Origin of the sequence: Flavobacterium johnsoniae UW101 (genome assembly GCF_000016645.1) — a bacterium.
In the GTDB taxonomy this organism is placed as follows: Bacteria; Bacteroidota; Bacteroidia; order Flavobacteriales; family Flavobacteriaceae; genus Flavobacterium; species Flavobacterium johnsoniae.
Genome location: NC_009441.1, coordinates 876,129 through 899,984, shown reverse-complemented (window position 1 = coordinate 899,984; position 23,856 = coordinate 876,129). Strand labels below are relative to the sequence as shown.

Here is a 23,856-nt window from a genome sequence, read left to right as displayed (position 1 = left end):
TTTACTGGACTTTTCTTAATTAACACAAAATGTAAGAATTGCCTGTTGTTGAGTGAAAACTGTTAAAGTGTTAATTTTTAACATATTGCAAATACAGCATTGTAAATAAAATCGTACCTTGTAGTAATAATTGTACGATTAACGTACTTAAAAGCCGTTGAAATACATTTTGTCACCCCCTTCCCAAAATGATATTTTTTATTTTTTATCTGCCAAAAAAATATTGATTGCTATTTTAAATACCATTAAAAAATAAGCATCAAAATAGTACTTCTTTGGATTTAATTATCAGATCTCTATTCTGTACGCATACTTTTTTTGAGGTATTTAGAATTTTCAATTTAATCAGACTTCATTTGATTTTAATTTTTCTTTTAATTTAAAAAATAGTGTGATGGAAAAAAAACTACCAGCCTCTTTGGTTTTGCCTCAAGTTTTAACGCATTGCTTTTATTACTTGAATCTGTATTTTGGAAAAATTTCATCTTCAAAGGCAAAACTATCTCTTCTTTTTTTATTTGTATGTTTTTCTTTATGGGCACAACCACCTCATACATTTAATTCCAACGGATCAATCGTAGTCCCTGCCGGGATAACCACAATGGATGTACAGGCTTGGGGAGGCGGAGGCGCTGGTGGAGGTGCAAGTGGAGCCGTTTTAGATGGAAGAGCGGCAGCTGGAGGTGGTGGCGGTGCTTATGCAAGAAGTAATATAACTGTTGCCGCTGGTGCGACTTTAAATGCATCAGTTGCAGGTACAACTACAAATGCCTTAGTTTCGGGTGCTGCAGTTAACGGAGCAGCAGGAGGGAGTTCTACCATTTTAGGATTTGAAACATCTATATTAGCATTAGGCGGTGGTGGAGGCGGTGCAAATAATGCGGGAGGAACACCAGCAGGCGGAGCTGGAGGATCAGCCGCAAGTTCAGTTGGAAATGTATCAAAATTGGATGGTGCAGCTGGAGGTAATGGAGTTACAGGTGCAATAGGTTTATTAACTGTGTCAGGAGCCGGTGGAACAGCCGGCGGCGGCGGCGGTGCTGGTGGTGCTGGTGTTGCCAGTGTAGCATTAGGAAATGGTCCTGGAAATGCAGGTACAGCACCAGGAGGAGGAGGAAGTGGTGCTATGCAGTCGTTACTTGGAGGAGCACAAATTGGAGGTTCGGGAGCGGCAGGCCGTGTTATAATTACCTATACTTGTCCAACTTACAGCATCACTGGAATTTCTGCCGCAAATGTTTGTAATTCAGTAGGAACAACTTCTGTAGTAACCTTAACATCCAGTGGAGGAGGCCTTCCTATTGGGCCCTATGTAGTTACTTATAATCGTAGTAATCCTAGTGGAACAGGATTAACAGCTATAATGAATGTTACTACACCCGGAACAGGAACTTTTACAGCAGCAGGCTTAAATGTTATTGGAACAAGTAATATTACAGTGACCAATTTGACATCTGCAGCATGTTCTTCTAATATATCAACAAATAATGTAGCCTCATTAACTGTTTTTGCAGCTACAGTTGGCGGAACTCTAGCCGGAACTGCCACAGTTTGTTCAGGAGCAACAAGCGGAACATTGACTTTGAGCGGGCAAACTGGATCTATTATAAAATGGGAATCATCTGTGAGTCCTTTTACAGTTTGGACAACAATTCCAAATACAACAAACACTTATACTTCAGGTGCTCTTACAGAAACTTCTCAGTTTAGAGCCGTAATTCAAAATGGAAATTGCGCAGTTGTTAATTCTTCTATTGCAACAATAACAGTAAATCCACTCCCTCAAGGCAGTTTGAGTGCCAATGGTCCATTTTGTGTAACAGGTAGTGGACAATTAACATTTACAGCAACAGCCGGAACCGGACCTTATACAATTGTTTACAAAGAAAATGGCGGTGCAGATCGTACTGCAGCAAATATATCAAGCGGTGTCGCTTTTCCAACATTTACAACTCCAGTTACTACAACTACAGTATACACTCTGGTGTCTGTAACAGGAGCCAATACATGTTCAAGAAGCAGTGGATTTACAAATAATACAGCAACAATTACCGTAAATTCAAGAATTGCAACACCGGGCTTTGGAACAGTAACACAACCAGATTGTGTCACTTCAACCGGAAGCGTTGTCTTAACTGGGCTGCCTGCGGGAAGCTGGACCATAACACAAAGCGGAACGGCTTCTCAGACCTATAATTCTTCCGGAACAACTTATACTATTTCAAATTTAGCAGTTGGAAATTATACATTTACAGTGCAGGATGCTGCAAACTGCCCATCACTAGCTACGTCTACTCTTACTCTTATTGCTCCAGTTGTAAATATTTGGAATGGCACAAGCTGGTCAAAAGGAAGCCCGCCTATAAGTACAGATGTGGTGCGTTTCTCTGGAAATTATTCAACAACAGGAAATTTAAGTGGTTGTTCTCTAATAGTAGATTCTGGTTTTACTGTTACGGTTAACTCTAATCATACTTTAACAATTTCAAATGCAGTAACAAATAATGGAGGTCAGTTAATTTTTGAGAATAATTCAAGTTTATTGCAGACCAATAATGTTACTAATGTTGGAAATATTACTTACAAAAGAATTACTCCGCCTGTTAGACGTTATGACTTAACGTATTGGTCTTCTCCAATTACAAGAACGCCCCCATTTACACTTTATGATTTATCTCCGGGAACATTAGCTGATAAATATTACAGCTATGATCCTGTTGCAGGATGGGTTATTAGTTTTAACGGAACACAACAAATGGTACCAGGACGCGGTTATGTGGTGAGAGCACCGCAAACAAACGATTTAAATACGGGTGCAAACTATTTAGGAGCTTTTGTTGGAGTGCCCAATAATGGACCAATTTCAGTTTCTTTAGGTACAGCAGAAGCATTTCAACTTTTGGGAAACCCATATCCTTCTGCTATTTATGCAGATCAATTTATTGCTAATAATTCAGCCAACCTATATGGGACTTTATATTTCTGGACCCATAATAGTCTGCCAAGCAGCAGTACGCCGGGTGGTGCACAATATAATTATGATAATAATGATTATGCAGTTTATAATTTATCTGGAAGTATAATTGTTGGTGGTATGACTGGCCAAGGAGCAACGACGCCGGGTAATCAAAGTGCTCCTTTGGGGTATATAGCCGCAGGACAGGGATTTTTTGTAGTATCTAAAACAGCAGGAAATGCCGTTTTTACAAATTCGATGCGAGTTGCAGCAAATAATACACAATTTTATAAAACCAATAAATCAGCGATCGAAAGACATAGAGTCTGGATTAATTTAACAAATACTCAGGGAGCATTTAAACAACTATTAATAGGCTATATTGAAGGAGCTACTAATTTCTGGGATCATAATTACGATGCAATTACAGCTGATGCAAATCCTCATTTGGATTTTTACAGTATTAATGAAGGACAGAACTTAGTAATTCAAGGACGTTCTCTTCCTTTTAATGAGTCAGATGTTGTTCCTCTTGGATATAGATCAGCAATAGCTGGAGAATTTTCAATTTCTCTGGATCATGCAGATGGTGATTTGACAAACCATGCAGTTTATTTAGAAGATAAATTGACAAATACATTACATAATCTTCAAACAAGTAATTATACTTTCAATACTGCCATTGGAACATTCTCAGATAGGTTTGTAATTAGGTACACTACCGCCACTTTAGGGACAGATGATTTCGAAAATCAAACGAATAGTTTTTATGTTTCTGTAAAAGATAAAACAATAAAATTAAATTCGACTGAAGATGTAATGCGAGAAGTTTCGATTTTTGATATTTCAGGCAAGCTGCTTTATAACAACAAAAAAGTAGAAAACACGGAGTTTCAAGTTTCTAACTTCCAATCCGGAAATCAGGTTTTAATTGTGAAAGTAACTTTAGATAATGGAAATATTATAACTAAGAAAATTGTTTTTAATTAAGAAATGACAGAAATAAAAAAACCAGCTGCAATTTTAAACTGCAGCTGGTTTTTTGTTTTCAAAATTTATGCTCAAGCACTCTTTCGGAGATTTTGATTGGTATTATGAATAGCTTTTTCGTTTTTATAATCAATCCATTTCTGACCTTTTACTTTTCGCATCATGATGTCAAAATAACGCATGATAAAGATGTTGTACGCGGCTTTTGATAAATTGGAGATATTTTTTGGAAAAGCACGCAGACTCATAGAAAATCCAGGAGTCAGGTATTTCATATAATGCCAATATCCTTCCGGCATATACAGCATTTCTCCATGTCTAAGATTTGTGATATATCCTTCTGCATTTTGAAGAGCAGGAAATTTATCATAATCTGGATTATCAAAATCAATATCTTCCCTCGAAATTAAAGCATGAGGCACTTTATACATGTATTTTGACTGATTCGGTGCAAAAAGCATACACTGTTTTTCACCATGAAAATGAAAATGCAGTATATTCGAATAGTCAATATCATAATGCATAAAAACTCGGGCATTTTCTCCGCCAAAAAAAAGCATTGGTAATTGTTTAACTAATTTTAAGCCAATATCCGGCCATAAAAAGTCGTTTTTCAATACTGGGACTTCTTTCATTAAATTATAAAGAAAAATGCGATAGTTGGTAGGTTTTGATTCTAATAAACTAATATAATCGCTCATTTTCATTTTTGTATGAGCTTCGTTAAAACCCTCCTCATGATTTACAGGTCTGTCATCGTATAAAGGAACAGTAATATTACCGGCAATTTTATTAATATAGGATAATCTCCATTTTTCATAAGCTGGCCAGTCTTCAGTTAATTCTTCGACAACAACGGGAATTTGTTTTTTTACATATTGGGAAACAAAATCATCTTTAGAGATTTTTTTAACCCTCTCGATTTGTTTTAATTTCATTAGTACAAATAAAAAATTGCTTATAACTCTGTGTCATAAGCAATTTAAAAATATTTATCGAGATTTTTGAGCTCTTTTAATTAAATTTTTGATTTGATCGATGCTTCAATGTTTCTTTCAATTGTATGTCCGGGTCTAGACCATTTTGGTTTTTCTCCTAATGGAGCAAATTGAGAATCAGCAGCTTCAACTGTTTTAGGCTGCATTATTTTAATAAATGGTTTTTGAGCCACCATGCCTAAAGTCTCAAACATCTTCATGTCTTCGTTAACATCAGGATTTGGTGTAGTAAGTAGCTTATCTCCGGCAAAAATTGAATTCGCTCCGGCAAAAAAGCACATTGCCTGACCTTCGCGCGACATATTGGTTCTTCCGGCAGACAAGCGAACCTGAGTTTCCGGCATTACAATTCGGGTAGTAGCTACCATACGAATCATCTCCCAGATCTCAACCGGTTTTTCTTCTTCCATTGGAGTTCCTTCAACAGCAACTAAGGCATTAATAGGAACGGATTCTGGCTGTGGATTTAAAGTTGATAGTGCAACAAGCATTCCGGCTCTGTCTTCAATACTTTCTCCCATTCCAATAATACCGCCGCTGCAAACTGTTACATTCGTTTTACGAACATTTTCTATAGTTTGTAAACGGTCTTCAAAACCGCGTGTTGAAATTACATCTTTATAGTATTCCTCAGAAGTATCTAAATTATGGTTGTAAGCATACAAACCGGCTTCGGCTAAACGCTGTGCCTGATTCTCGGTCAGCATTCCTAAAGTGCAGCAGACTTCCATATCAAGTTTATTAATGGTTCGTACCATTTCTAAAACCTGATCAAATTCTTCACCATCTTTAACATTTCTCCAGGCAGCACCCATGCATACACGGGATGATCCGTTTGATTTTGCTCTTAATGCCTGTGCTTTTACCTGACTTACAGTCATTAAATCATTTCCTTCAACTCCTGTATTATATCTAGCCGCTTGTGGGCAGTATCCGCAATCTTCCGGACATCCGCCGGTTTTTATAGAAAGCAGGGTAGATACCTGAACCACGTTTGGATCATGTTGTTGTCTGTGAATCGTCGCTGCCTCATAAAGCAAATCCATTAATGGTTTGTTGTAGATTGCAATAATTTCGTCTTTTGTCCAATTGTGTTTTGTAGTCATGCTCATGGATAAATTGTTTTTGAAGCTTCAAATGTAATTAAATTTTTGAATCAACAACATTGCGTGTTGTAAATGAATATTTGTTAAATAATTTCATAAAAAAAGCACTTTAAAATCATATAATTATTAATTTTTATGATTTTAAAGTGCTTAAATAATGGTTTTTATTTTGATTAATTAATCGGCAGCATATTTATTGTTCCAATACAGCATCATCATTAAAGTAACAATAACCGAAGAAGCAAGTCCTTCAAAAAGCAGACAGATGCAATAGGTTGGAACAGAAGGATTTCCTCCAAACATAAAAGTTTTAGACAAAGTTTCGACATAAGCGTCGCCGCCTCGTGCATAACTATAAACTAATAATCCAAAAACGCTTAGAGCCACACCAACAACAGAAGTTGCCATTGCAGAAACCGCGTTAGATACAAAATTTGTTTCCCCTTCATGAAGATTCATCTGCATTGTCCTGTTTACGCCATAAAATATAAAGAATACGTTAAGTGTACGCAGGTAGAATAAATCTGCCAAACCTAATAGATTCATCAATAAAAAATAAATCCCAATTCCAAGGAATATTAAAAAACCGTTTGTTATTTCTTTAGGTAATTTCATAGTGGTTATTTTTAAAGAAGTTAATAGTAAATATTTGAAAAACAGTTCTATATCAAATTTACTAAAAAAATAACTACGATGATCTAAAAAGAGTTAAAAGTGTTTTTTGAAATTTTATTGAAGTTTGCTCACAAAGGCCAAAGCATTTTGTTTGTCTTGATTTAATTGGGCTTTTAATAAATCAATAGAGCCGAATTTTTGTTCGTCACGAAGATATTGAAGTAACGAAACTTCGATTTTTTTACCATAAATATCGGCATCGAAATCAAAAAGATTGACTTCTATAGTTTGTTTTTGTCCATTAACAGTTGGATTAAAACCAATATTCATCATTCCAAAAACTTCCTTTTCATCAATTAAAGCGCGAACTACATAAACTCCGTTTTTAGGAATCAATTTGTATTCTTCTTCAATTTGTATGTTAGCAGTAGGAAAGCCAATTGTTCTTCCTAATTGCTTTCCTTGAACAACTTCGCCAGTTAAGAAATAGTCATATCCCAAATATTCATTGGCCAAAATCATATTTCCTTCAGTAAGAGCTTTTCTAATTTTAGTTGAACTTACTGAAACATCCTGAATTTCCTCGGCTGATATTTGTTCGACTTCAAAACCGTATTCAATTCCAAAAGCAATTAAATTCTCAATATTTGCTGTTCTGTTTCTTCCAAAACGATGATCGTGTCCAATAATTATTTTTTGAATATGAAATTGATCTACTAAAATAGAGTGCACAAATTCTTCGGCAGTAAGTCTTGAAAAACTTTCGTTGAACGGATGTATAACCAGATTTTCAATTCCGGTTGCTTCTAAAAGTTTTGTTTTTTCAGAAATTGTATTTAGAAGTTTTATTTCTGATTTTTCCTGCAGAACCATTCTTGGATGCGGAAAAAAAGTAAGCACTAAACTTTCATACTTTCCATTTTCGGTATTTTCAGTAATTCTTTCCAGAATTTTTTTATGACCAATATGTACGCCGTCAAAAGTTCCAAGAGTTAAAATTGTTTTCTTGGTCGTATGGAAATCGTTTATAGAATGAAAGAGCTTCAAAACAAATTATTTAAGATGCTGCAAATTTATACTATCTATTTTAAATTTTGTGCTTCGCTGAATTGATTTTTTAAGAAGATTCGCTTTCTTTTGCCGAAAAAAGAATTTGATTCGTCGACTAAAAAATGTTTATCGTCGTTTACATGTAAGAATTTGATTTAAATCTATTAATTTTGAATTATATAAAAGCCTCACTAAGTATGAAAAAACTACTACTTTTTTTAATGTTTATATTTTGTTGTGTAAAACTTCATGCTCAGAGTGATGATTTATGGCAAAAAGTTAGCTTAACGTCTAATAAAAATACCATAACGGTTGATTCAGATAAACTGTATTATAGATTAAACACAGAATCTTTAAAAGCTAAACTTTCAAAAACATCTCAAAAATCTTTAGATGAAGGTATTGCAGAAATTACTATTCCTAATACCAATGGTGTTTTAGAAAGATTTCAAGTTTCAGAATCTTCAAATTTCGATCCTGAATTGCAGGCAAAATATCCTGAAATACGTGCTTATCAAGGAAGTAGTTTAGATGACAAATCAGCCAGAATACATTTAAGTGTTTCTCCTAAAGGAATACAGACAATGGTTTTGAGAGGGAATAAAAAAACAGAGTTTATTGAACAAAATCCTGAAAATAGAGAGCAATATGTTTTGTTTTCATCTGATAGAACAACTTCAAGAATGAAACTGGACTGCAAAACAATTGATCAAATAGCACAAGAGTCGGATTTATCAAAAACAGCTAAGACTACTTCAAATAATAAAGTATTTAAAACTTTACAGCTTGCATTGTCTTGTACAGGAGAATATGCAGCTTATTTTGGAGGAACTAAGGCTCTTGCACTTGGCGGAATGAATGCAACACTAACAAGAGTTAATGGAATTTTAAATAGAGATTTAGCAGTAAAACTGGTTCTAATTGCTAATAATGATGCTATAATATATCTAAATGCTTCTACGGATCCATATTCAGGTGCTTCTGCTGGCGCTGGAGGTGCTTGGAATCAAGAAGTACAAACAACATTAACAAACGTAATAGGTAATAATAATTATGATATTGGTCATTTATTTGGTGCTTCCGGAGGAGGCGGAAATGCAGGCTGCATAGGTTGTGTATGCAGAAACCCAACTTCAGCAGATCCTTTAGCTAAAGGCAGCGCTTATACATCTCCATCAGATGGAAAACCAGAGGGTGACACATTTGATATTGATTTTGTAATTCATGAAATGGGACATCAGTTAGGAGCTAATCATACTTTTTCTTACGACTCTGGTGAAAGAACTTCTGTAAATGTTGAACCAGGAAGCGGCAGCACTATAATGGGGTATGCAGGAATAACTGATGATTATGATATTCAGAATAATTCCGATGATTATTTTGCTTATGCAAGTATTTTACAGATTCAAAATACTCTTGCCTCAAAAAGCTGCCCGGTCAGCAGTACTATAACAAATAATCCACCAGCAGTTAATGCCGGAATTGATTATACAATTCCAATTAGTACCCCTTTTGTTTTAAAAGGAAGTAGTTTAGAAGCGAATAATATAACTTATAATTGGGAAGAATATGATAATGCTACTACAACTTCAGGAACAAATAGTACAGCTTATCCAACTAAACCTAACGGTCCATTATTTCGTTCAGTTGCGCCAAGCAGTTCACAAATTCGTTATATGCCAAGTTTAAGTTCAGTTCTTCAAAATAAATTAACGACTACATGGGAGTCGGTTTCGTCTATAAATAGAACTTTAAATTTTACTTTAACAGGTAGAGATAATGGTGCATCTGGTCAAGCACAAACAAATACCGATGCTATGGTTGTTAACGTTGTTTCCTCTGCCGGACCATTTGCGGTTACTTCACATAACATAGACGACATAAGCTGGTGGCAGGGATATGGTCAAACAGTTACATGGAGTGTAAATAATACCAATAATCTGCAAGGTTCATCAACAGTAAATATTAAATTATCAACAGATGGAGGATTGACTTTTCCAATAACTTTAGCATCAAATACTCCTAATGATGGTTCTGAGTTTGTGATTGTGCCGGAAAGTATTGAATCTTCAACTAATTGCAGGATTTTAATTGAACCAATAGGTAATATTTATTATGCACTAAATAGTAAGCCATTTGCTATTGGTTATGTTGCTGCTACAACTTGTAATACTTATAGTTTTGGAAGCTCTTTTAGTATTCCATATTCTTCAAGTTATACTGCAAGAACTGTTAATGTTCCTGCTGCTGAAGGAAATATTTCAGATGTAAATGTTTCGATAAATGTGACACATACAAGATTTTCTGACCTCGAAATTGAAATTGTAAATCCGCAAGGAACAACTGTTCGTTTGTTTAATAAATCATGCGGAGGTACAAGTTCAACCTTAGCTCTTCAATTTGACGATTCCGGAAATACATTAGACTGCGCTAAAACAACAACTCAAATTGTTTTTCCAGCAGATGAATTGAGCGTCTTTAATGGTCAAAGCCCTGAAGGTACCTGGACATTTAGAGTTAGAGATGCCGTTTCTGGAATGTTTGGAACTGTAAATTCGGCTTCAGTAAATATATGTACGCAAGTTTTTACATTAGATACTATAGATGTCGTAAAAAAAGATTTTGTACTTTATCCAAACCCTAACAAAGGAAGTTTTACTGTTCAATTTAAAAGTGAATCAACAAGTGTGAAGGTTTTCGTAAACGATATTTTAGGTAAAACTATTTATGCTAAAACTTTTGAAACAGACGGAGATTTTAACCAAAATATTTTCCTTCCAAATGCTGCATCTGGACTTTATTTAGTTACTGTAATCGATGGTGATAAAAGAACTGTTAGAAAGATTATTATAAACTAATATTTATAAAATCCCAAATTTCAAACTGAAATAAGTGGTTGAAATTTGGGATTTTTTATATTAAAATTTTAATCTTTACGAATTTGCCATTGCCATGCAGACAATACTGATTCTTGCTCCCGGAATTTTGAGTAAAGCACGAGAACAAGCTTCGAGAGTTGCTCCGGTGGTTAGAACATCGTCTACAATTAAAAAATGTTTGTTTTGATTTTCTTTGGATAAATGAACATCAAAACTGTTTTCGATATTTTCAGATCTCCCTAAAAGATTCTTTTTTGATTGTGTTTTAGAATATTTCTTTCGGTATAAAATAGAATTATCAAAAGGAATTTTTAAGGTTTCAGATAAAGCTTTTCCAAATGTTGTAACCTGATTATAACCTCTTTCTTTAAATTTTCTGGGATGAAGCGGTACAGGAATTATAACATCAAACGGATTTTTGAGTTTTAGTTCCTTTAAATCTTCTGCATGCCAATTGCCCAAAACTGTTCCAATTTCTTCGTGCCCTTTATATTTTAAATTATGGATGAGTTCCTGAACAATGCCTTGTTTATTAAAGTATAAAAAGGCAGATACATGTTCGACTTCGACCTTGCCGTAGAATTTTTTGACAGCCTGATTATCTGGATCAAGATGATATTGCGTTAAAGGCATTTCATGCCTGCAATTTGTACATAAAACCGTTTCATTAGTCATTAAAACAGAGTGGCATCCGGAGCAGACTTTAGGAAAAAAGAGATCAATAATAAAATTAAACACAAATAGAAAGAATTTAGTTACAAAAATAGCCAAAATAGGCCTTCAATCTTTTTTATTTTTCTTTTTTTTATAACTACTTTTTATATTTTTGCATTACTATGGCAAAACAAGAAGATATATTTAAGAATGTGGTTTCGCACGCAAAAGAGTACGGATTTATTTTTCCGTCAAGCGAAGTGTACGACGGTTTAAGTGCAGTATATGATTATGCACAAAACGGTGTCGAATTAAAAAAGAATATCCGTGAATATTGGTGGAAATCAATGGTTCAGATGAATGAAAATATTGTGGGCCTTGATGCTGCAATATTAATGCATCCAACAACCTGGAAAGCTTCAGGCCACGTTGACGCCTTCAATGATCCGTTAATTGATAATAAAGATTCTAAAAAAAGATATAGAGCAGACGTTTTAGTTGAAGATTTTGCTGAAAAAATTCATCAAAAAGCGCAAAAAGAAATTGACAAAGCAAAAGCTCGTTTTGGTGATGCATTTAACGAACAGGAATTTATTACAACAAATGCCCGTGTAGTTGAATATTTGGCCAGAGAAAAAGAAATCAGAGAGCGTTTAGGACGTTCTTTAGGAAACGGAGATCTTGAAGATGTAAAAGCTTTGATCGAAGAACTTGAAATTGCTGATCCAGAAACCGGTTCAAGAAACTGGACAGATGTAAAACAGTTCAACTTAATGTTTGGAACTAAATTAGGAGCTTCTGCAGAAAATGCAATGGATCTTTATTTACGTCCTGAAACAGCACAGGGTATTTTCGTAAACTTTTTAAATGTTCAGAAATCTGGCCGTATGAAAGTTCCTTTTGGAATTGCTCAAACAGGTAAAGCTTTTAGAAATGAAATTGTTGCAAGACAATTTATTTTCCGTATGCGTGAATTTGAACAAATGGAAATGCAGTTTTTTGTACGTCCGGGAGAAGAAATGCAATGGTACGAACACTGGAAACAAACGCGTTTGAACTGGCATTTATCTTTAGGATTAGGAAAAGAGAATTACCGTTTTCATGATCACGAAAAACTAGCACATTACGCAAATGCAGCAGCAGATATCGAGTTTAATTTTCCATTTGGTTTCAAAGAATTAGAAGGAATTCACTCTCGTACTGATTTTGACTTAAAAGCACATGAACAATATTCAGGAAGAAAATTACAATATTTCGATCCGGAATTAAACGAAAACTATGTGCCATACGTAGTTGAAACATCTGTAGGTTTAGATCGTATGTTCCTGGCAGTTTTTGCTACTTCATTACAAGAAGAAACTTTAGAAGACGGTTCTGAAAGAACAGTTCTAAAATTACCTGCAGTTTTAGCGCCGACAAAAGCAGCAGTTTTACCATTAGTTAAGAAAGATGGATTACCAGAAATCTCAAAGAAGATTATTGAAGACTTAAAATGGGATTTCAATGTTTCTTATGATGAGAAAGATGCAGTAGGACGTCGTTACAGAAGACAAGATGCATTAGGTACACCATTCTGTATTACAGTAGATCATCAAACTCTGGAAGACGAAACGGTAACAATTCGTCATAGAGATACTATGAAACAAGATCGTGTAAAAATATCTGAATTAAGAGGTATTATTGAAAACGAAGTTTCGATGAAAAACTGGCTGATGAAAATGTAATTTTAAAATATTACGATATACAAATCCCAAATTCCTTAAAAGGAGTTTGGGATTTTTTTATTATAAAAAGATGTATTTAATCGATAAATTCTGTATTTCGTCCTTTTGTGTTAACATTTGAATATAATCTATTAACAATGAAATTGTTAGGTGCTTTTAAATTGTAATTTTAATTACGAATAAAAGAGCCAGATTTATTTTTTATAAGAATAGAGAAAAAAAATATATAAAAAATACAAGAACTCTCTTATATTCGTAAAAAGTCAATAGAACCTAAATTGAAAAAGTATTCGTATATAATTATTGATGATGACGCAGATAGTATTTCGAAAACCCAAACAATTGCAGAAGGTTTTTCGGAACTATTGTTTCTGGCATCCGCAGTGAATTATCAGGACGGTTTAAATTTGGTTTTAGAATACAAACCTTCACTTGTATTTTTAGAAATAGATCCTAAAAAATCCTCAAGCAATTTATCGCTTTTGTTTATTAACGAACTTCATCGTTTTTTAAATGTACTGCCCCGGATTGTTGTTTTAACGTCTAAAAAAGATGCAGCATTTGAAGCTATAAAATATGGTGTTTTCGACTATATATTAAAACCGCTCGTTACGGCCGAATTATTAAAAACCATTTTAAAATTAAACCGTCTGCCGGAAGAAGCAAAATCGGGTGATTTTAAGAAAGAAATTCCTCTAGTTGTAACATCTGATGCAAAAGTGCGTCAAATAGTCGAAAAACCGCTCATAATCTGTATCAAATCATATGGCGATCATCGTTATATAAATGCAGATGATATCAGCTATTTTCAGGCAGATAATAACTCGACGGATATTTATTTAAATTCGGGAGAAATGATAACGGCCTTTAAAACTTTAAAACATTTTGAGCATGTTTTATCGTATCCTTTTGTCAGAATTCATAATAGTTATATTATCAATCGAAATTACATTGCGAGGATTCATAACGGAAACTCAATATGTTACATAAAAAACTCATCGAAAAAGATTCCTTTTTCGAAAACTTACAAATCAAATGTTGATTTAATTATCAGCGATTTTTCTGAAGGAAATTACTTAGAAGTCTAATAATTAAGTAATTACATCGATTTGCTATCCGTTGACTACCAATTGGGTACGATCTACCACAAACTGATTTTTTCGTATATATATTTTTTGATTTCGGACTTAGTTTTACACCGTGATTGACACCAAAACAATCACTAAGCCCCAAATAAATATTAAAAAATAAAACACCTCAAAACATGAAAAAAACAGCTTTAACAATCGGATTATTTTCTTTAGTGGCAGCAGCGACTTCTTTTGCAAACCCTGCAGCTCCAATTATTTCAAGTGAAAAATTAAGTTCTGATCTTCCGGTTGATGGATCAACTGGTGGCGGAAGAAAGCAGGATTCACATAGAATAATGAGTGAGTTAGTAGTTAAGAATAATGATTTAGGTTTTTCAAATATTAACCAATCTGTAGGCACAAATAAAAAAGTAGATTAAGTTTGAAATAAAATATTTACAAAAAATATTTAAGCTGTCAAATTTTTGACAGCTTTTTTTGTGTTTATAGTTTTAGTATTTTTGGTGAAATTCACAATCTGTATTGAAAAGATATTGCCAAATATTATTGTTTCTTTTTATGATCTTTCTTAGTTGCAATAAGAAAAGTCATCTAGATAAAAATATCATTTCTCAAAAGGATAGTCTTCCTGTTTATTTGTCACTGGCAAATGATATTAATTTGAGTTATGATTTCAAGCAGAAGTATGCCCAGAAAGCATTTTCAATTATCGTTGATGAAAAAAATGATTCAGTTAACAGGATCAACCTATTTAAAGTGGCTAATAGATATTATAATATGAATGATTTAAAGTCATATAAAACAATATCACAGCTGATTTTAGAACGATCAATGAGTGCTAAAGATTCTTCAAGCATTGCAAAAGCTTATACATATTTAGGAGATTATTACGGAGCACAATTAGTTTCAGACAGCGCTTTTAGAAATTATTTTAAAGCGCAAAAAATTTATTTACAGATTAATGATAAATATAATTTATCTAAAACATTATTGAGTAAAGCCAGTTTACAATATAATGAAGGAGATTTTTTTGAAAGTGAAATATCTGTTTTTAAGGCGCTTAGTATATTAAAAGAACAAAAAGATGTAAATGATCTACTTTATGAATGTTACAATCTTTTAGGAATTTTAAACAACGAAAAAGAAGAATATAGTAAAGCGTTAGAATTTCAAAACAAAGCTCTTAATACACTTACGGATAAAACAATACCATTGGATCTGCAGTTAAAAGCTACTTCATTTAATAATATAGGTTTTGTTTATATGCGTATGAAAGATTATAAACAGGCAATACCTTATTTTCAAAAAGGATTACAGGAAAAAAATCTATTTGAAGAAAAGACAATATTATATGCCATGCTACTGGATAATTTAGCATATTCTAAATTAAAATCCAGAAATATGGAAGGGCTTCCAGATTTGTTTTACAGATCTATGAAAATTAGGGATAGTTTAGGGATGAGAATGGCTAAAATATCCAATCAAATTCATTTGTCTGAATATTATGCTTTTAAAAAAGATACTTTTAAAGCAATTCAGCTTTCCAAACAAGCCTTACTTCTTTCCCGTTCGTCAGATAAACTAAATAATACACTGCAAGCATTAAAACAAATTGCTGTTGTTGATCCTAAAAATGCTGCAAAATATTCCAGAGAATACATTCTTCTTAATGATAAAATGCTTAAAGCAGAGCGAAATATGGGAGAGAAATTCTCTCGTATAGAATACGAAACCAACGAAATAAAAGACCAAAATTCCAGCCTGCAGGAAAAAAACAAAACCCTGATTTATGTTTTCAGTATCTGTACTTTGATTGGTTTATTTTTCTATGTTTACAAAACGCAGCAGGCAAAAAACAGAGAACTGCTTTTTAAACAGCAGCAGCAAATTGCAAATGAAGATATTTACAATTTAATGATTTCACAGCAGAATGAAATTGAATTAACCCGAATTAAAGAAAAGAAAAAAGTAGCCCAGGAATTACACGATGGAGTTCTAGGCAGAATGTTTGGAGTTAGAATTAGTTTAGACAGTTTGGATAAAATTGATGAAGCAGAAGCAGCAGAAAAACGCAGGAAATATTTAGCCGAGCTGAAACATATTGAAGAAGACATACGTGAGATTTCGCATGACTTAAATAGGGAAAAATCTGAATTAATTAATAATTTTGTAGTAATTTTAAATAAGTTATTTGATAATCAAAAAAATACGTATCCTTCAAAACTGGAAACTTCTTTTGATTCGCATATAAAATGGGAGCTTGTAAACAATATTGTAAAGATTAATTTATATAGAATAATTCAGGAAGCGCTTCAAAATTGTAATAAATATGCCAAGGCAGATACAATTAAAGTAGAGTTTAAAAGTGAAATCGATCATTTGGTTTTATCAATTTTTGACGATGGAGTTGGATTTAATGTAAGACGTACAAAAAATGGTATAGGTTTGCATAATATCGAATATAGAGCAGCAGAATGTAAGGGCACAGCAGCTATAAAATCTGCCAAAGGAGAAGGGACACTTCTTGTAGTTAAAGTTCCAATTGATCAAAAAATTAACCTGCAGAAAAATGACATTTAATTTGAAATCCCCAATTTCGGAATTAATTAAGCCTAACATCTTAATTGTAGATGATCATCCTTTTATAATTGAAGGATACAAAAATGCTATAACCCGCTATAAAACCAATGAATATGAGTTTGAAATAGCACAGGCTCATGATTGCAGATCGGCTTATGATTTGCTGGAAAATCAAAACACGCCGCAGTTTGAAATTGCTTTTCTGGATATCAGTATGCCGGCTTACGAAGAAAAAAATCTTTTTTCTGGCGAAGACCTTGCTAAACTTATCATGAAAAAAATGCCATATTGCAAGATCATTCTCTTGACAATGTACACAGAACTGCTCAAGATAAAAACAATTATAAGGACAATTAATCCAAACGGATTGATAATTAAAAATGACCTTACTTTTGATGAGCTGCTTCTGGCTTTTGATAAAGTAATGAACAATCAAAAATATTACAGTCAGTCAGTAGTTAAAATGCTCAATCAGTCACCGCACAATTCAATAGAAATAGATGAGTTTGATAAACAAATTTTATTTCACTTGTCAAAAGGTACTGAAGTATCTGAAATGCCTCAATATATCCCCATTTCTTTAACCGAAATTGAAAAACGAAGAGTAAGCCTTAAAGAACTCCTTAAAGTGCGATCAGGCTCAGATGACGATTTAGTTAAAGAAGCCAAAAGCAAAGGGCTGTTTTAAAATTTTAGATTTACGAATGTAGATCTTAGATTTAAATACATAAAAATAAAACCTGACAGAATCTAATTCTATCAGGTTTTATAAACTGAGACTGAATACTGAGACTGAATTTATTCACTCAAAGCATCCCAGCCGCGTGCTTTTAAAGCAATCTTAGTATTAGCACGGGTTACCAAATGAATTCCTTCGCTTTCATCTGCCATGTGGCCAATGATAGAAAAGTTTGGATTTCCTTTTATCTTATCAAAATCATTAATATCAATCGTAAAAAGGAGTTCATAGTCCTCTCCGCCGTTAATGGCAACGGTTGTGCTGTCGATATTAAACTCTTCGCAAGTCGAAATAAACTGAGGATCTAACGGAAGTTTATCTTCATATAAATTACAGCCCACTTTTGACTGTTTGCACAAATGTATAATCTCTGAAGATAAACCATCAGAAATATCAATCATTGAAGTTGGTTTAATTTCAAGGGCATGCAAAAGTGTACGAACATCTGTTCTGGCTTCTGGTTTTAATTGTCTTTCGACCAAATACGTATAAGGATCTAAATCCGGCTGACTGTTTGGATTTACCTGAAAAACCTGTTTTTCACGCTCTAAAACCTGTAATCCCATATAAGCTGCGCCAATATCTCCCGTTACAACCAGTAAATCGGTTTGTTTGGCACCGTTTCGGTAAGCAATTTCATTTTCATCAGCTTCACCAATTGCTGTAATACTTATAATTAATCCTTTTTGAGATGAGGTAGTATCGCCGCCAATAACATCTACTTTGTATTCTTTTGCTGCATGTGTAATACCTTCAAATAATTCTTCTAAAGCTTCCAAAGGAAAGCGATTAGAAACAGCAACTGAAACTGTAATTTGAGTTGGTTTTGCATTCATGGCGCAAATATCAGACAGGTTTACTATAACTGCTTTATAACCTAAATGTTTCAAAGGCATATAAGCCAGATCAAAGTGAACACCTTCAATTAATAAATCGGTTGAAATAACGGTTTTTTTGTCTTTAAAATCAAGAACAGCTGCATCGTCGCCAATACTTTTTAAAGTAGATTCTTGTGTAACATCAAAGTTTCGTGTTAAATGCTCAATTAAGCCAAACTCGCCTAATTGTGATATGCTGGTGCGTTGCGGATTTTTATCTTCGATCATTTTTTCTGAGTTCCAAAGTTTGTAAGGAGCAAAGGTACAAAGGTTTTTTTTAAAGATACTAATCCCGATAGCTATCGGGACTAAGAAGCTAAGGTTCTAAGTTTTTTTCTCACTGCATTGCGGTGCTTTTCTAGGACAGAGAAAATATTTTTAAAATTATTTTTTCCTGCTGACAAACTGTTGTCACCGGCCCATTTTAATTTTGAATTGTAGAAATTTAAAAACTTAAAAATTATGAAAACGTTAGAAGCACAAGTAATTACTTCAGAAGATTTATTAAAACACTGGCAGGGACACCGCGCACTTACGCGTCGTTTAATTGAACTTTTTCCTGAAAAAGATTTCTTTGAGTTTTCAATTGGCGGTATGCGTCCTTTTGCAAAATTAGTTGATGAACTTTTAGCTATTGCAGGTCCGGGTTTGAAAGGAATTGTAACTAAAGAAACTGCACCTTTTTCAGAAGGAGCAGAAAAACTCGTTTTTAAAGCGCAGTATCTTGAAAAATGGGATGAGGCAACAGAAGAAATCAATAAATATTGGGAACAATTATCTATTGAAGATTTCAGTGAAACCTTTAATCTTTTTGGGCAGTATGAATTTCCTGTTATTCAAAATATCTTGTATTTTATTGATAACGAAGTTCATCACCGCGGACAGGCATACGTATATTTACGAGCTTTAAACATTGAACCACCTTTTTTTTGGGAAAGATAATTCTGTGATTTTCATAACTTTATAAACAAATCTAAAATTAAGAACCATGAGTTTAAAAAAGATAATGTCAAATTATGCAGATTACAATTTATGGGTAAACCAGCAATTTGTAAACTGGCTGTCGCCAAAGCCAGATGATTTGCTCTATGCCGAAGTTCCTTCGAGTTTCTCGACAATTATGAAAACCCTCGATCATATTTGGTCAACTGAAGAATATTGGTTTTCTGTAATTTCAGAGACTGCAATGTCTGAAAAGAAAACAGAAAATGAATTATCGAAAGAAGAAATATTCGACGGGCTTTTAAATTCATCTGCAAAATTGAAACATCTTATTAATTCATTGTCAGAAGAAGATTTGGTTAAAGAAGTTAAAATCACTAATCCGTGGTTTGAGTGCGAACTGCCAATTTCTGAGTATTTAATCCAGGTTATTAATCATGGAACTTATCATAGAGGACAGATTGTAACAATGGGACGAAATATTGGCATTACAGATGCCTCAAATACAGATTACAATTTTTATAATGTTGTTAAACAGAAATAGATAAAAAAAAACTCCTGAAGATAATTCTATCAGGAGTTTTTTCTATACAAGCCTTTGTCTGTTAATTTCTAATAATTTCAGAACATTGGTTTTTAATATTTCAGGTTCCATAATCTCGGCATAATCTCCAAACATAAGAAACCATCTTGGGAATGCATTATCAATATCCCTTGACATAAAAGTCATTTCTATTTTTTCGCCAGCTTCTTTTTGTGAAATAAAACCATGATATTTTCTCTCTGTTGCCAAATATCTTGCGATTTTGCGATCAATTAAAAGACGAACTTTTGTTGTTGGGCAGGTTTCAGTTTTAGTTAAGTAGGTTTCCAGTGCATCGTGTTCGATCGTAAAATCAAAATCTGTTTTTTTAATTTCCTGAATTCTGTCGGTTCTAAACTGTCGATAATCTTTTCTAAGATGGCAGTATCCCAAAAAATACCAATTGTTATTATCATGAAAAACGCCAACAGGTTCTAAATTTCGTTGCGTAGTTTCCTCTTTGTCAAAAGTTTTATAAGTTAAAAGAATTTGCTTTTTCTCTGCGATTCCTTCAAAAAGAACTGCCAATGTATTTGGCGAATTATCATTAAACATTGGTTCTGCATCCTGCATTACAATTCTGGATTCGATGTTCGAAAGATAATCTTTGTCATTACTTCTTAAAACAGCTTTCAGTTTGTACATCGCAGATGCGTAGTGTGTTCCCAAAGAAGGATCAGTAAACTTTTGCATTAGTTTTTCGGCAGCAATAAAACTGCTTACTTCTTCGCGGGTAAACATTACAGGAGGCAGTCTATACCCGTCCATTAAAGCATAACCAACTCCAGCTTCACTGTAAATAGGAACTCCAGAAGCTTCGAGAGTTCGAATATCCCTGTAAATCGTTCTTAAACTGCATTCAAAACGATCTGCCAATTCCTGTGCTTTTACAATTTTTTTTGATTGTAATTGAATCAGAATGGCAACAATTCTATCAAATCGTTTTGGGGTTTCGTCTAGCATTTCTTTTAAGATTCTAAGGTTCTGAGCAGCTAAGCATTTTTTACAGCTTTAAAGATTCAAAGATACAAATGAAAAAAGTAAAGAAAATAAAAAAAGCTGTTCCAAACTGGAACAGCTTTTTTTAATAAATCGTAGAAATGAATTAAAATCTGTACAAAACTCCAAATTGAGGCTGATCGAAAATGTTCTCAAATAAATTGATGTTTAATTGAAAAGTATCAGATGATGGACCATTTTCTGGAGAAACACTGTTGTAGGCCAAAACATTTGCCAAAACAAAAGTCACTGCGATGTTTTTAGTTACAAAGTAATTTAATCCCACATTAATATCAGCAGTTAAGCTGTTATCAGTATCACTGCCGGCCAGCGGTGTTTCGGTTTTGTTTCTTCCATAACCTAAACCAACTTCAGCATACGTTTTCAAACGTTTTTTGTCCAATTCCAAGAAATAATAACGAGCAAAAGCGCCAATTCCGAATACATTGGTTTTAATACCTGTTGCTTCTTCTTTATTACTGGAGTAATCTATTTTTGCTCCAACTGCAAATTTGTCATTCAATAAATAGCCAAACTTTGGACTGAACCCATAATAATCATTTTCGCCTCCGGTACTAATTTTTATAGAACCTTCGAGAATCATATCACCTTGTTGAAAGGTAACGCCTTTTGCAGAGTTCATTTCAGAATCGACTTCATCCTGCTGTGCATTTGCAAATGAGAAAGTCAGCATTGATAAAATAATAAAAAATCTAGTTTTCATGATATTAGTTTTAAAAGTTGTAAGATTAAAGCTATATTTTAATGTTAAAACTTTTAAGAATCCTAATCGAATGAATTAAAAAAGAAGCTATTGAGTTAATAATCTTACTTTTTTATAAGTATTTCCCTGTTTATTTTTGAGAGTATTTTAAGATAATTTGGTTTTTGAAATGGATAATAATTAAGTATTTTCAAACAAAAACCCGACAACATTAGTCATCGGGTTTGTATATATTCTTACTATTTAGTACTTAAATCTTAATGCTAAATTTAGTCATTCAATTTCAAAACAGCCATAAATGCTTCTTGCGGAATTTCAACGTTTCCTACCTGACGCATACGTTTTTTACCTTTTTTCTGTTTTTCAAGAAGTTTACGTTTACGTGAAATATCTCCACCGTAACATTTTGCGGTAACGTCTTTACGAAGCGCTTTAATCGTTTCACGAGCGATAATTTTTGCTCCAATTGCTGCCTGAATTGGAATATCGAATTGCTGTCTCGGAATCAACTCACGTAATTTCTCGGTCATTTTTTTACCGATGTTGTACGCGTTATCTTCATGGATCAATGCAGAAAGTGCATCAACCGTTTGTGCATTTAAAAGAACGTCAAGTTTCACTAATTTTGAAGTTCTCATTCCAATAGGAGAGTAGTCAAAAGAAGCATAACCTTTAGAAACTGTTTTTAAACGATCGTAAAAATCGAATACAATTTCGGCCAAAGGCATATCAAAGTTTAACTCAACACGTTCTGTTGTTAAATAGGTTTGGTTGGTAATTAAACCACGTTTTTCGATACATAAACTCATTACGTTTCCAACGAAATCAGCTTTTGTAATAATTGTAGCTTTAATAAAAGGCTCTTCAACTCTGTCTAGTTTTGAAGGTTCCGGTAAATCTGAAGGATTATTTACAATTAATGCTTTTTCAGGTTCTTTTTTAGTGTAAGCCAAATACGAAACGTTAGGAACTGTTGTAATTACAGTCATATCGAATTCGCGCTCTAAACGTTCCTGGATAATTTCCATGTGAAGCATTCCTAAGAATCCGCAGCGGAAACCGAATCCTAATGCAGCAGAACTTTCAGGAGTAAAAACTAATGAAGCATCATTAAGCTGTAATTTTTCCATAGAAGAACGTAAATCTTCGTAATCTTCTGTGTCAACAGGATAAATTCCGGCAAATACCATTGGTTTTACATCCTCAAAACCAGTAATCATATTGGTAGTTGGTACTTTTGCATCTGTAATTGTATCACCCACTTTTACTTCGCGGGCTTCTTTAATTCCAGAAATCAAATAACCAACATCTCCTGCCGAAACCACATTTTTAGGAACCTGATTTAATTTTAAAGTTCCAATTTCGTCAGCAAAATATTCGTTATCAGTAGCCATGAATTTAATTTTCTGGCCTTTTTTGATTTCACCATTTACAACTCTAAAGATTACCTCAATACCGCGGAACGGATTGTAAACCGAGTCAAAAATCAAAGCTTGTAATGGTTCTTCCGGATCCCCTTTTGGAGGAGGGATTTTTTCAATAATTGCTGCCAAAATATTTTCAACACCAAAACCAGTTTTTCCCGAAGCATGAATAATATCTTCTAATTTACATCCTAATAAATCGATGATATCGTCGCTTACTTCTTCTGGATTAGCACTTGGTAAATCAACTTTGTTTAAAACCGGAATAATTTCTAAGTCGTTTTCAAGAGCCAAATATAAATTTGAAATCGTTTGTGCCTGAATACTCTGAGCCGCATCTACAATCAAAAGCGCACCTTCGCAGGCAGCAATAGATCTTGAAACTTCGTATGAAAAGTCAACGTGTCCCGGGGTATCAATTAAGTTTAAGATATATTCTTCGCCTTTGTATTTGTATTCCATTTGAATGGCGTGACTTTTTATGGTAATACCACGTTCGCGCTCCAGGTCCATGTTGTCAAGCAATTGTGCTTTTTCTTCACGAGCTGTAACGGTTTGTGTTGCGCCTAGTAATCTGTCCGCCAATGTACTTTTACCGTGGTCAATGTGTGCAATAATGCAAAAGTTACGAATCTTCTTCATTTTAGTATATCAGTTCTCTATCGAGTTTAAGTATTTTTTTGATGTAAAATGCGCTGTAGCAATCGCTTTAACACATATTATCAAGTGGCAAAGATAGCGCAAAGTTTTGGATTCTGGAATTTAGTTGAAGGATTTTGAAATTTGAAGCCAAAAAGCTGTATTTCAATACCTAAACTCATTCATTCTTTTATAATTACGGTTTACCATTCAATCAAAAACTTGAAGAATGTTTGTGTTTATAGATTTATTTCAATCGTTGTTTGTCGAAAAAACAGCAAAAAT

The 23,856-nt window shown here is 33.6% G+C and carries 18 protein-coding genes; 9 read left to right on the top strand and 9 right to left on the bottom strand.

Annotation, left to right across the window (positions count from 1 at the left end; genetic code table 11):
• The first annotated feature begins 394 nt into the window (after window positions 1-394).
• On the top strand, window positions 395-3,946 hold the full coding sequence (locus tag FJOH_RS26155; RefSeq protein WP_052295173.1) for a T9SS sorting signal type C domain-containing protein: 3,552 nt from the start codon (window positions 395-397) through the stop codon (window positions 3,944-3,946).
• Window positions 3,947-4,017: 71 nt separating this feature from the next.
• Here the strand turns inward: FJOH_RS26155 and FJOH_RS04190 are convergent, their stop codons facing one another.
• The 4 genes from FJOH_RS04190 to FJOH_RS04175 form a co-directional block, all read right to left on the bottom strand.
• Window positions 4,018-4,884 carry a cupin-like domain-containing protein gene (locus tag FJOH_RS04190; protein ID WP_012022890.1) on the bottom strand — a complete coding sequence of 289 codons (867 nt, stop codon included), beginning with the start codon at window positions 4,882-4,884 and terminating at the stop codon, window positions 4,018-4,020.
• An 80-nt stretch (window positions 4,885-4,964) separates the two neighbouring features.
• The gene (bioB, locus tag FJOH_RS04185; RefSeq protein WP_012022889.1) at window positions 4,965-6,056 is read right to left on the bottom strand and encodes a biotin synthase BioB; all 1,092 of its coding nucleotides are present in this window, start codon (window positions 6,054-6,056) and stop codon (window positions 4,965-4,967) included.
• 171 nt (window positions 6,057-6,227) lie between these two features.
• Window positions 6,228-6,665, bottom strand: a complete 438-nt coding sequence (locus tag FJOH_RS04180) for a hypothetical protein (RefSeq protein WP_012022888.1) — start codon at window positions 6,663-6,665, stop codon at window positions 6,228-6,230.
• A 114-nt stretch (window positions 6,666-6,779) separates the two neighbouring features.
• On the bottom strand, window positions 6,780-7,712 hold the full coding sequence (locus FJOH_RS04175; protein WP_012022887.1) for a bifunctional riboflavin kinase/FAD synthetase: 933 nt from the start codon (window positions 7,710-7,712) through the stop codon (window positions 6,780-6,782).
• A gap of 200 nt (window positions 7,713-7,912) precedes the next feature.
• On the opposite strand from FJOH_RS04175, the gene FJOH_RS04170 reads away from it, so the two are divergent.
• Window positions 7,913-10,573, top strand: a complete 2,661-nt coding sequence (locus FJOH_RS04170) for a zinc-dependent metalloprotease (RefSeq protein ID WP_012022886.1) — start codon at window positions 7,913-7,915, stop codon at window positions 10,571-10,573.
• Between the two features lie 75 nt (window positions 10,574-10,648).
• Here FJOH_RS04170 and FJOH_RS04165 read toward each other — a convergent pair whose 3' ends face one another.
• Entirely contained in the window at window positions 10,649-11,269 is a 621-nt protein-coding gene (locus tag FJOH_RS04165; protein ID WP_012022885.1) for a ComF family protein, read from the bottom strand.
• A 161-nt stretch (window positions 11,270-11,430) separates the two neighbouring features.
• Here FJOH_RS04165 and FJOH_RS04160 point away from each other — a divergent pair, with 161 nt between their 5' ends.
• The 5 genes from FJOH_RS04160 (at window position 11,431) to FJOH_RS04140 (ending at window position 17,331) form a co-directional block, all read left to right on the top strand.
• Complete coding sequence (locus FJOH_RS04160; RefSeq protein ID WP_012022884.1) at window positions 11,431-12,972, top strand: glycine--tRNA ligase; 1,542 nt, start codon at window positions 11,431-11,433, stop codon at window positions 12,970-12,972.
• 278 nt (window positions 12,973-13,250) lie between these two features.
• Window positions 13,251-14,060: a LytR/AlgR family response regulator transcription factor gene (locus FJOH_RS04155; RefSeq protein WP_012022883.1), complete on the top strand. Its 810-nt coding sequence runs from the start codon at window positions 13,251-13,253 to the stop codon at window positions 14,058-14,060.
• 176 nt (window positions 14,061-14,236) lie between these two features.
• Window positions 14,237-14,482 (top strand): hypothetical protein, encoded by a 246-nt coding sequence (locus tag FJOH_RS04150; protein ID WP_012022882.1) that lies wholly within the window; start codon window positions 14,237-14,239, stop codon window positions 14,480-14,482.
• 139 nt (window positions 14,483-14,621) lie between these two features.
• Entirely contained in the window at window positions 14,622-16,643 is a 2,022-nt protein-coding gene (locus tag FJOH_RS04145; RefSeq protein ID WP_012022881.1) for a tetratricopeptide repeat-containing sensor histidine kinase, read from the top strand.
• A complete protein-coding gene (locus FJOH_RS04140; RefSeq protein ID WP_012022880.1) occupies window positions 16,633-17,331 on the top strand; it encodes a response regulator in 699 nt (232 codons plus the stop codon). The genes FJOH_RS04145 and FJOH_RS04140 overlap by 11 nt, the downstream gene beginning before the upstream one ends.
• Window positions 17,332-17,441: 110 nt before the next feature.
• On the opposite strand, the gene thiL is transcribed toward FJOH_RS04140, so the two are convergent.
• The gene (gene thiL / locus FJOH_RS04135; RefSeq protein ID WP_012022879.1) at window positions 17,442-18,488 is read right to left on the bottom strand and encodes a thiamine-phosphate kinase; all 1,047 of its coding nucleotides are present in this window, start codon (window positions 18,486-18,488) and stop codon (window positions 17,442-17,444) included.
• A gap of 234 nt (window positions 18,489-18,722) precedes the next feature.
• On the opposite strand from thiL, the gene FJOH_RS04130 reads away from it, so the two are divergent.
• Both FJOH_RS04130 and FJOH_RS04125 read left to right on the top strand, forming a co-directional pair.
• The gene (locus FJOH_RS04130; protein ID WP_012022878.1) at window positions 18,723-19,202 is read left to right on the top strand and encodes a DinB family protein; all 480 of its coding nucleotides are present in this window, start codon (window positions 18,723-18,725) and stop codon (window positions 19,200-19,202) included.
• A 46-nt stretch (window positions 19,203-19,248) separates the two neighbouring features.
• Complete coding sequence (locus FJOH_RS04125; protein WP_012022877.1) at window positions 19,249-19,746, top strand: DinB family protein; 498 nt, start codon at window positions 19,249-19,251, stop codon at window positions 19,744-19,746.
• 42 nt (window positions 19,747-19,788) lie between these two features.
• On the opposite strand, the gene FJOH_RS04120 is transcribed toward FJOH_RS04125, so the two are convergent.
• The 3 genes from FJOH_RS04120 to lepA all read right to left on the bottom strand — a co-directional run bounded on the left by FJOH_RS04120 (window position 19,789) and on the right by lepA (window position 23,574).
• Window positions 19,789-20,748 carry a helix-turn-helix transcriptional regulator gene (locus FJOH_RS04120; protein ID WP_012022876.1) on the bottom strand — a complete coding sequence of 320 codons (960 nt, stop codon included), beginning with the start codon at window positions 20,746-20,748 and terminating at the stop codon, window positions 19,789-19,791.
• A 142-nt stretch (window positions 20,749-20,890) separates the two neighbouring features.
• Window positions 20,891-21,508 (bottom strand): outer membrane beta-barrel protein, encoded by a 618-nt coding sequence (locus FJOH_RS04115; RefSeq protein ID WP_012022875.1) that lies wholly within the window; start codon window positions 21,506-21,508, stop codon window positions 20,891-20,893.
• 269 nt (window positions 21,509-21,777) lie between these two features.
• Window positions 21,778-23,574: a translation elongation factor 4 gene (gene lepA / locus FJOH_RS04110; RefSeq protein WP_012022874.1), complete on the bottom strand. Its 1,797-nt coding sequence runs from the start codon at window positions 23,572-23,574 to the stop codon at window positions 21,778-21,780.
• Between the last annotated feature and the right edge of the window lie 282 nt (window positions 23,575-23,856).

Coding starts and splice junctions, on each gene's coding strand:
- FJOH_RS04140 (WP_012022880.1), top strand. CDS start 16,633: ATGACATTTAATTTGAAATCCCCAATTTCGGAATTAATTAAGCCTAAC.
- FJOH_RS04120 (WP_012022876.1), bottom strand. CDS start 20,748: ATGCTAGACGAAACCCCAAAACGATTTGATAGAATTGTTGCCATTCTG.
- thiL (WP_012022879.1), bottom strand. CDS start 18,488: ATGATCGAAGATAAAAATCCGCAACGCACCAGCATATCACAATTAGGC.
- bioB (WP_012022889.1), bottom strand. CDS start 6,056: ATGAGCATGACTACAAAACACAATTGGACAAAAGACGAAATTATTGCA.
- FJOH_RS04130 (WP_012022878.1), top strand. CDS start 18,723: ATGAAAACGTTAGAAGCACAAGTAATTACTTCAGAAGATTTATTAAAA.
- FJOH_RS04115 (WP_012022875.1), bottom strand. CDS start 21,508: ATGAAAACTAGATTTTTTATTATTTTATCAATGCTGACTTTCTCATTT.
- FJOH_RS04125 (WP_012022877.1), top strand. CDS start 19,249: ATGAGTTTAAAAAAGATAATGTCAAATTATGCAGATTACAATTTATGG.
- FJOH_RS04190 (WP_012022890.1), bottom strand. CDS start 4,884: ATGAAATTAAAACAAATCGAGAGGGTTAAAAAAATCTCTAAAGATGAT.
- FJOH_RS04145 (WP_012022881.1), top strand. CDS start 14,622: ATGATCTTTCTTAGTTGCAATAAGAAAAGTCATCTAGATAAAAATATC.
- FJOH_RS04165 (WP_012022885.1), bottom strand. CDS start 11,269: ATGACTAATGAAACGGTTTTATGTACAAATTGCAGGCATGAAATGCCT.
- FJOH_RS04150 (WP_012022882.1), top strand. CDS start 14,237: ATGAAAAAAACAGCTTTAACAATCGGATTATTTTCTTTAGTGGCAGCA.
- FJOH_RS04180 (WP_012022888.1), bottom strand. CDS start 6,665: ATGAAATTACCTAAAGAAATAACAAACGGTTTTTTAATATTCCTTGGA.
- FJOH_RS04160 (WP_012022884.1), top strand. CDS start 11,431: ATGGCAAAACAAGAAGATATATTTAAGAATGTGGTTTCGCACGCAAAA.
- FJOH_RS26155 (WP_052295173.1), top strand. CDS start 395: ATGGAAAAAAAACTACCAGCCTCTTTGGTTTTGCCTCAAGTTTTAACG.
- lepA (WP_012022874.1), bottom strand. CDS start 23,574: ATGAAGAAGATTCGTAACTTTTGCATTATTGCACACATTGACCACGGT.
- FJOH_RS04170 (WP_012022886.1), top strand. CDS start 7,913: ATGAAAAAACTACTACTTTTTTTAATGTTTATATTTTGTTGTGTAAAA.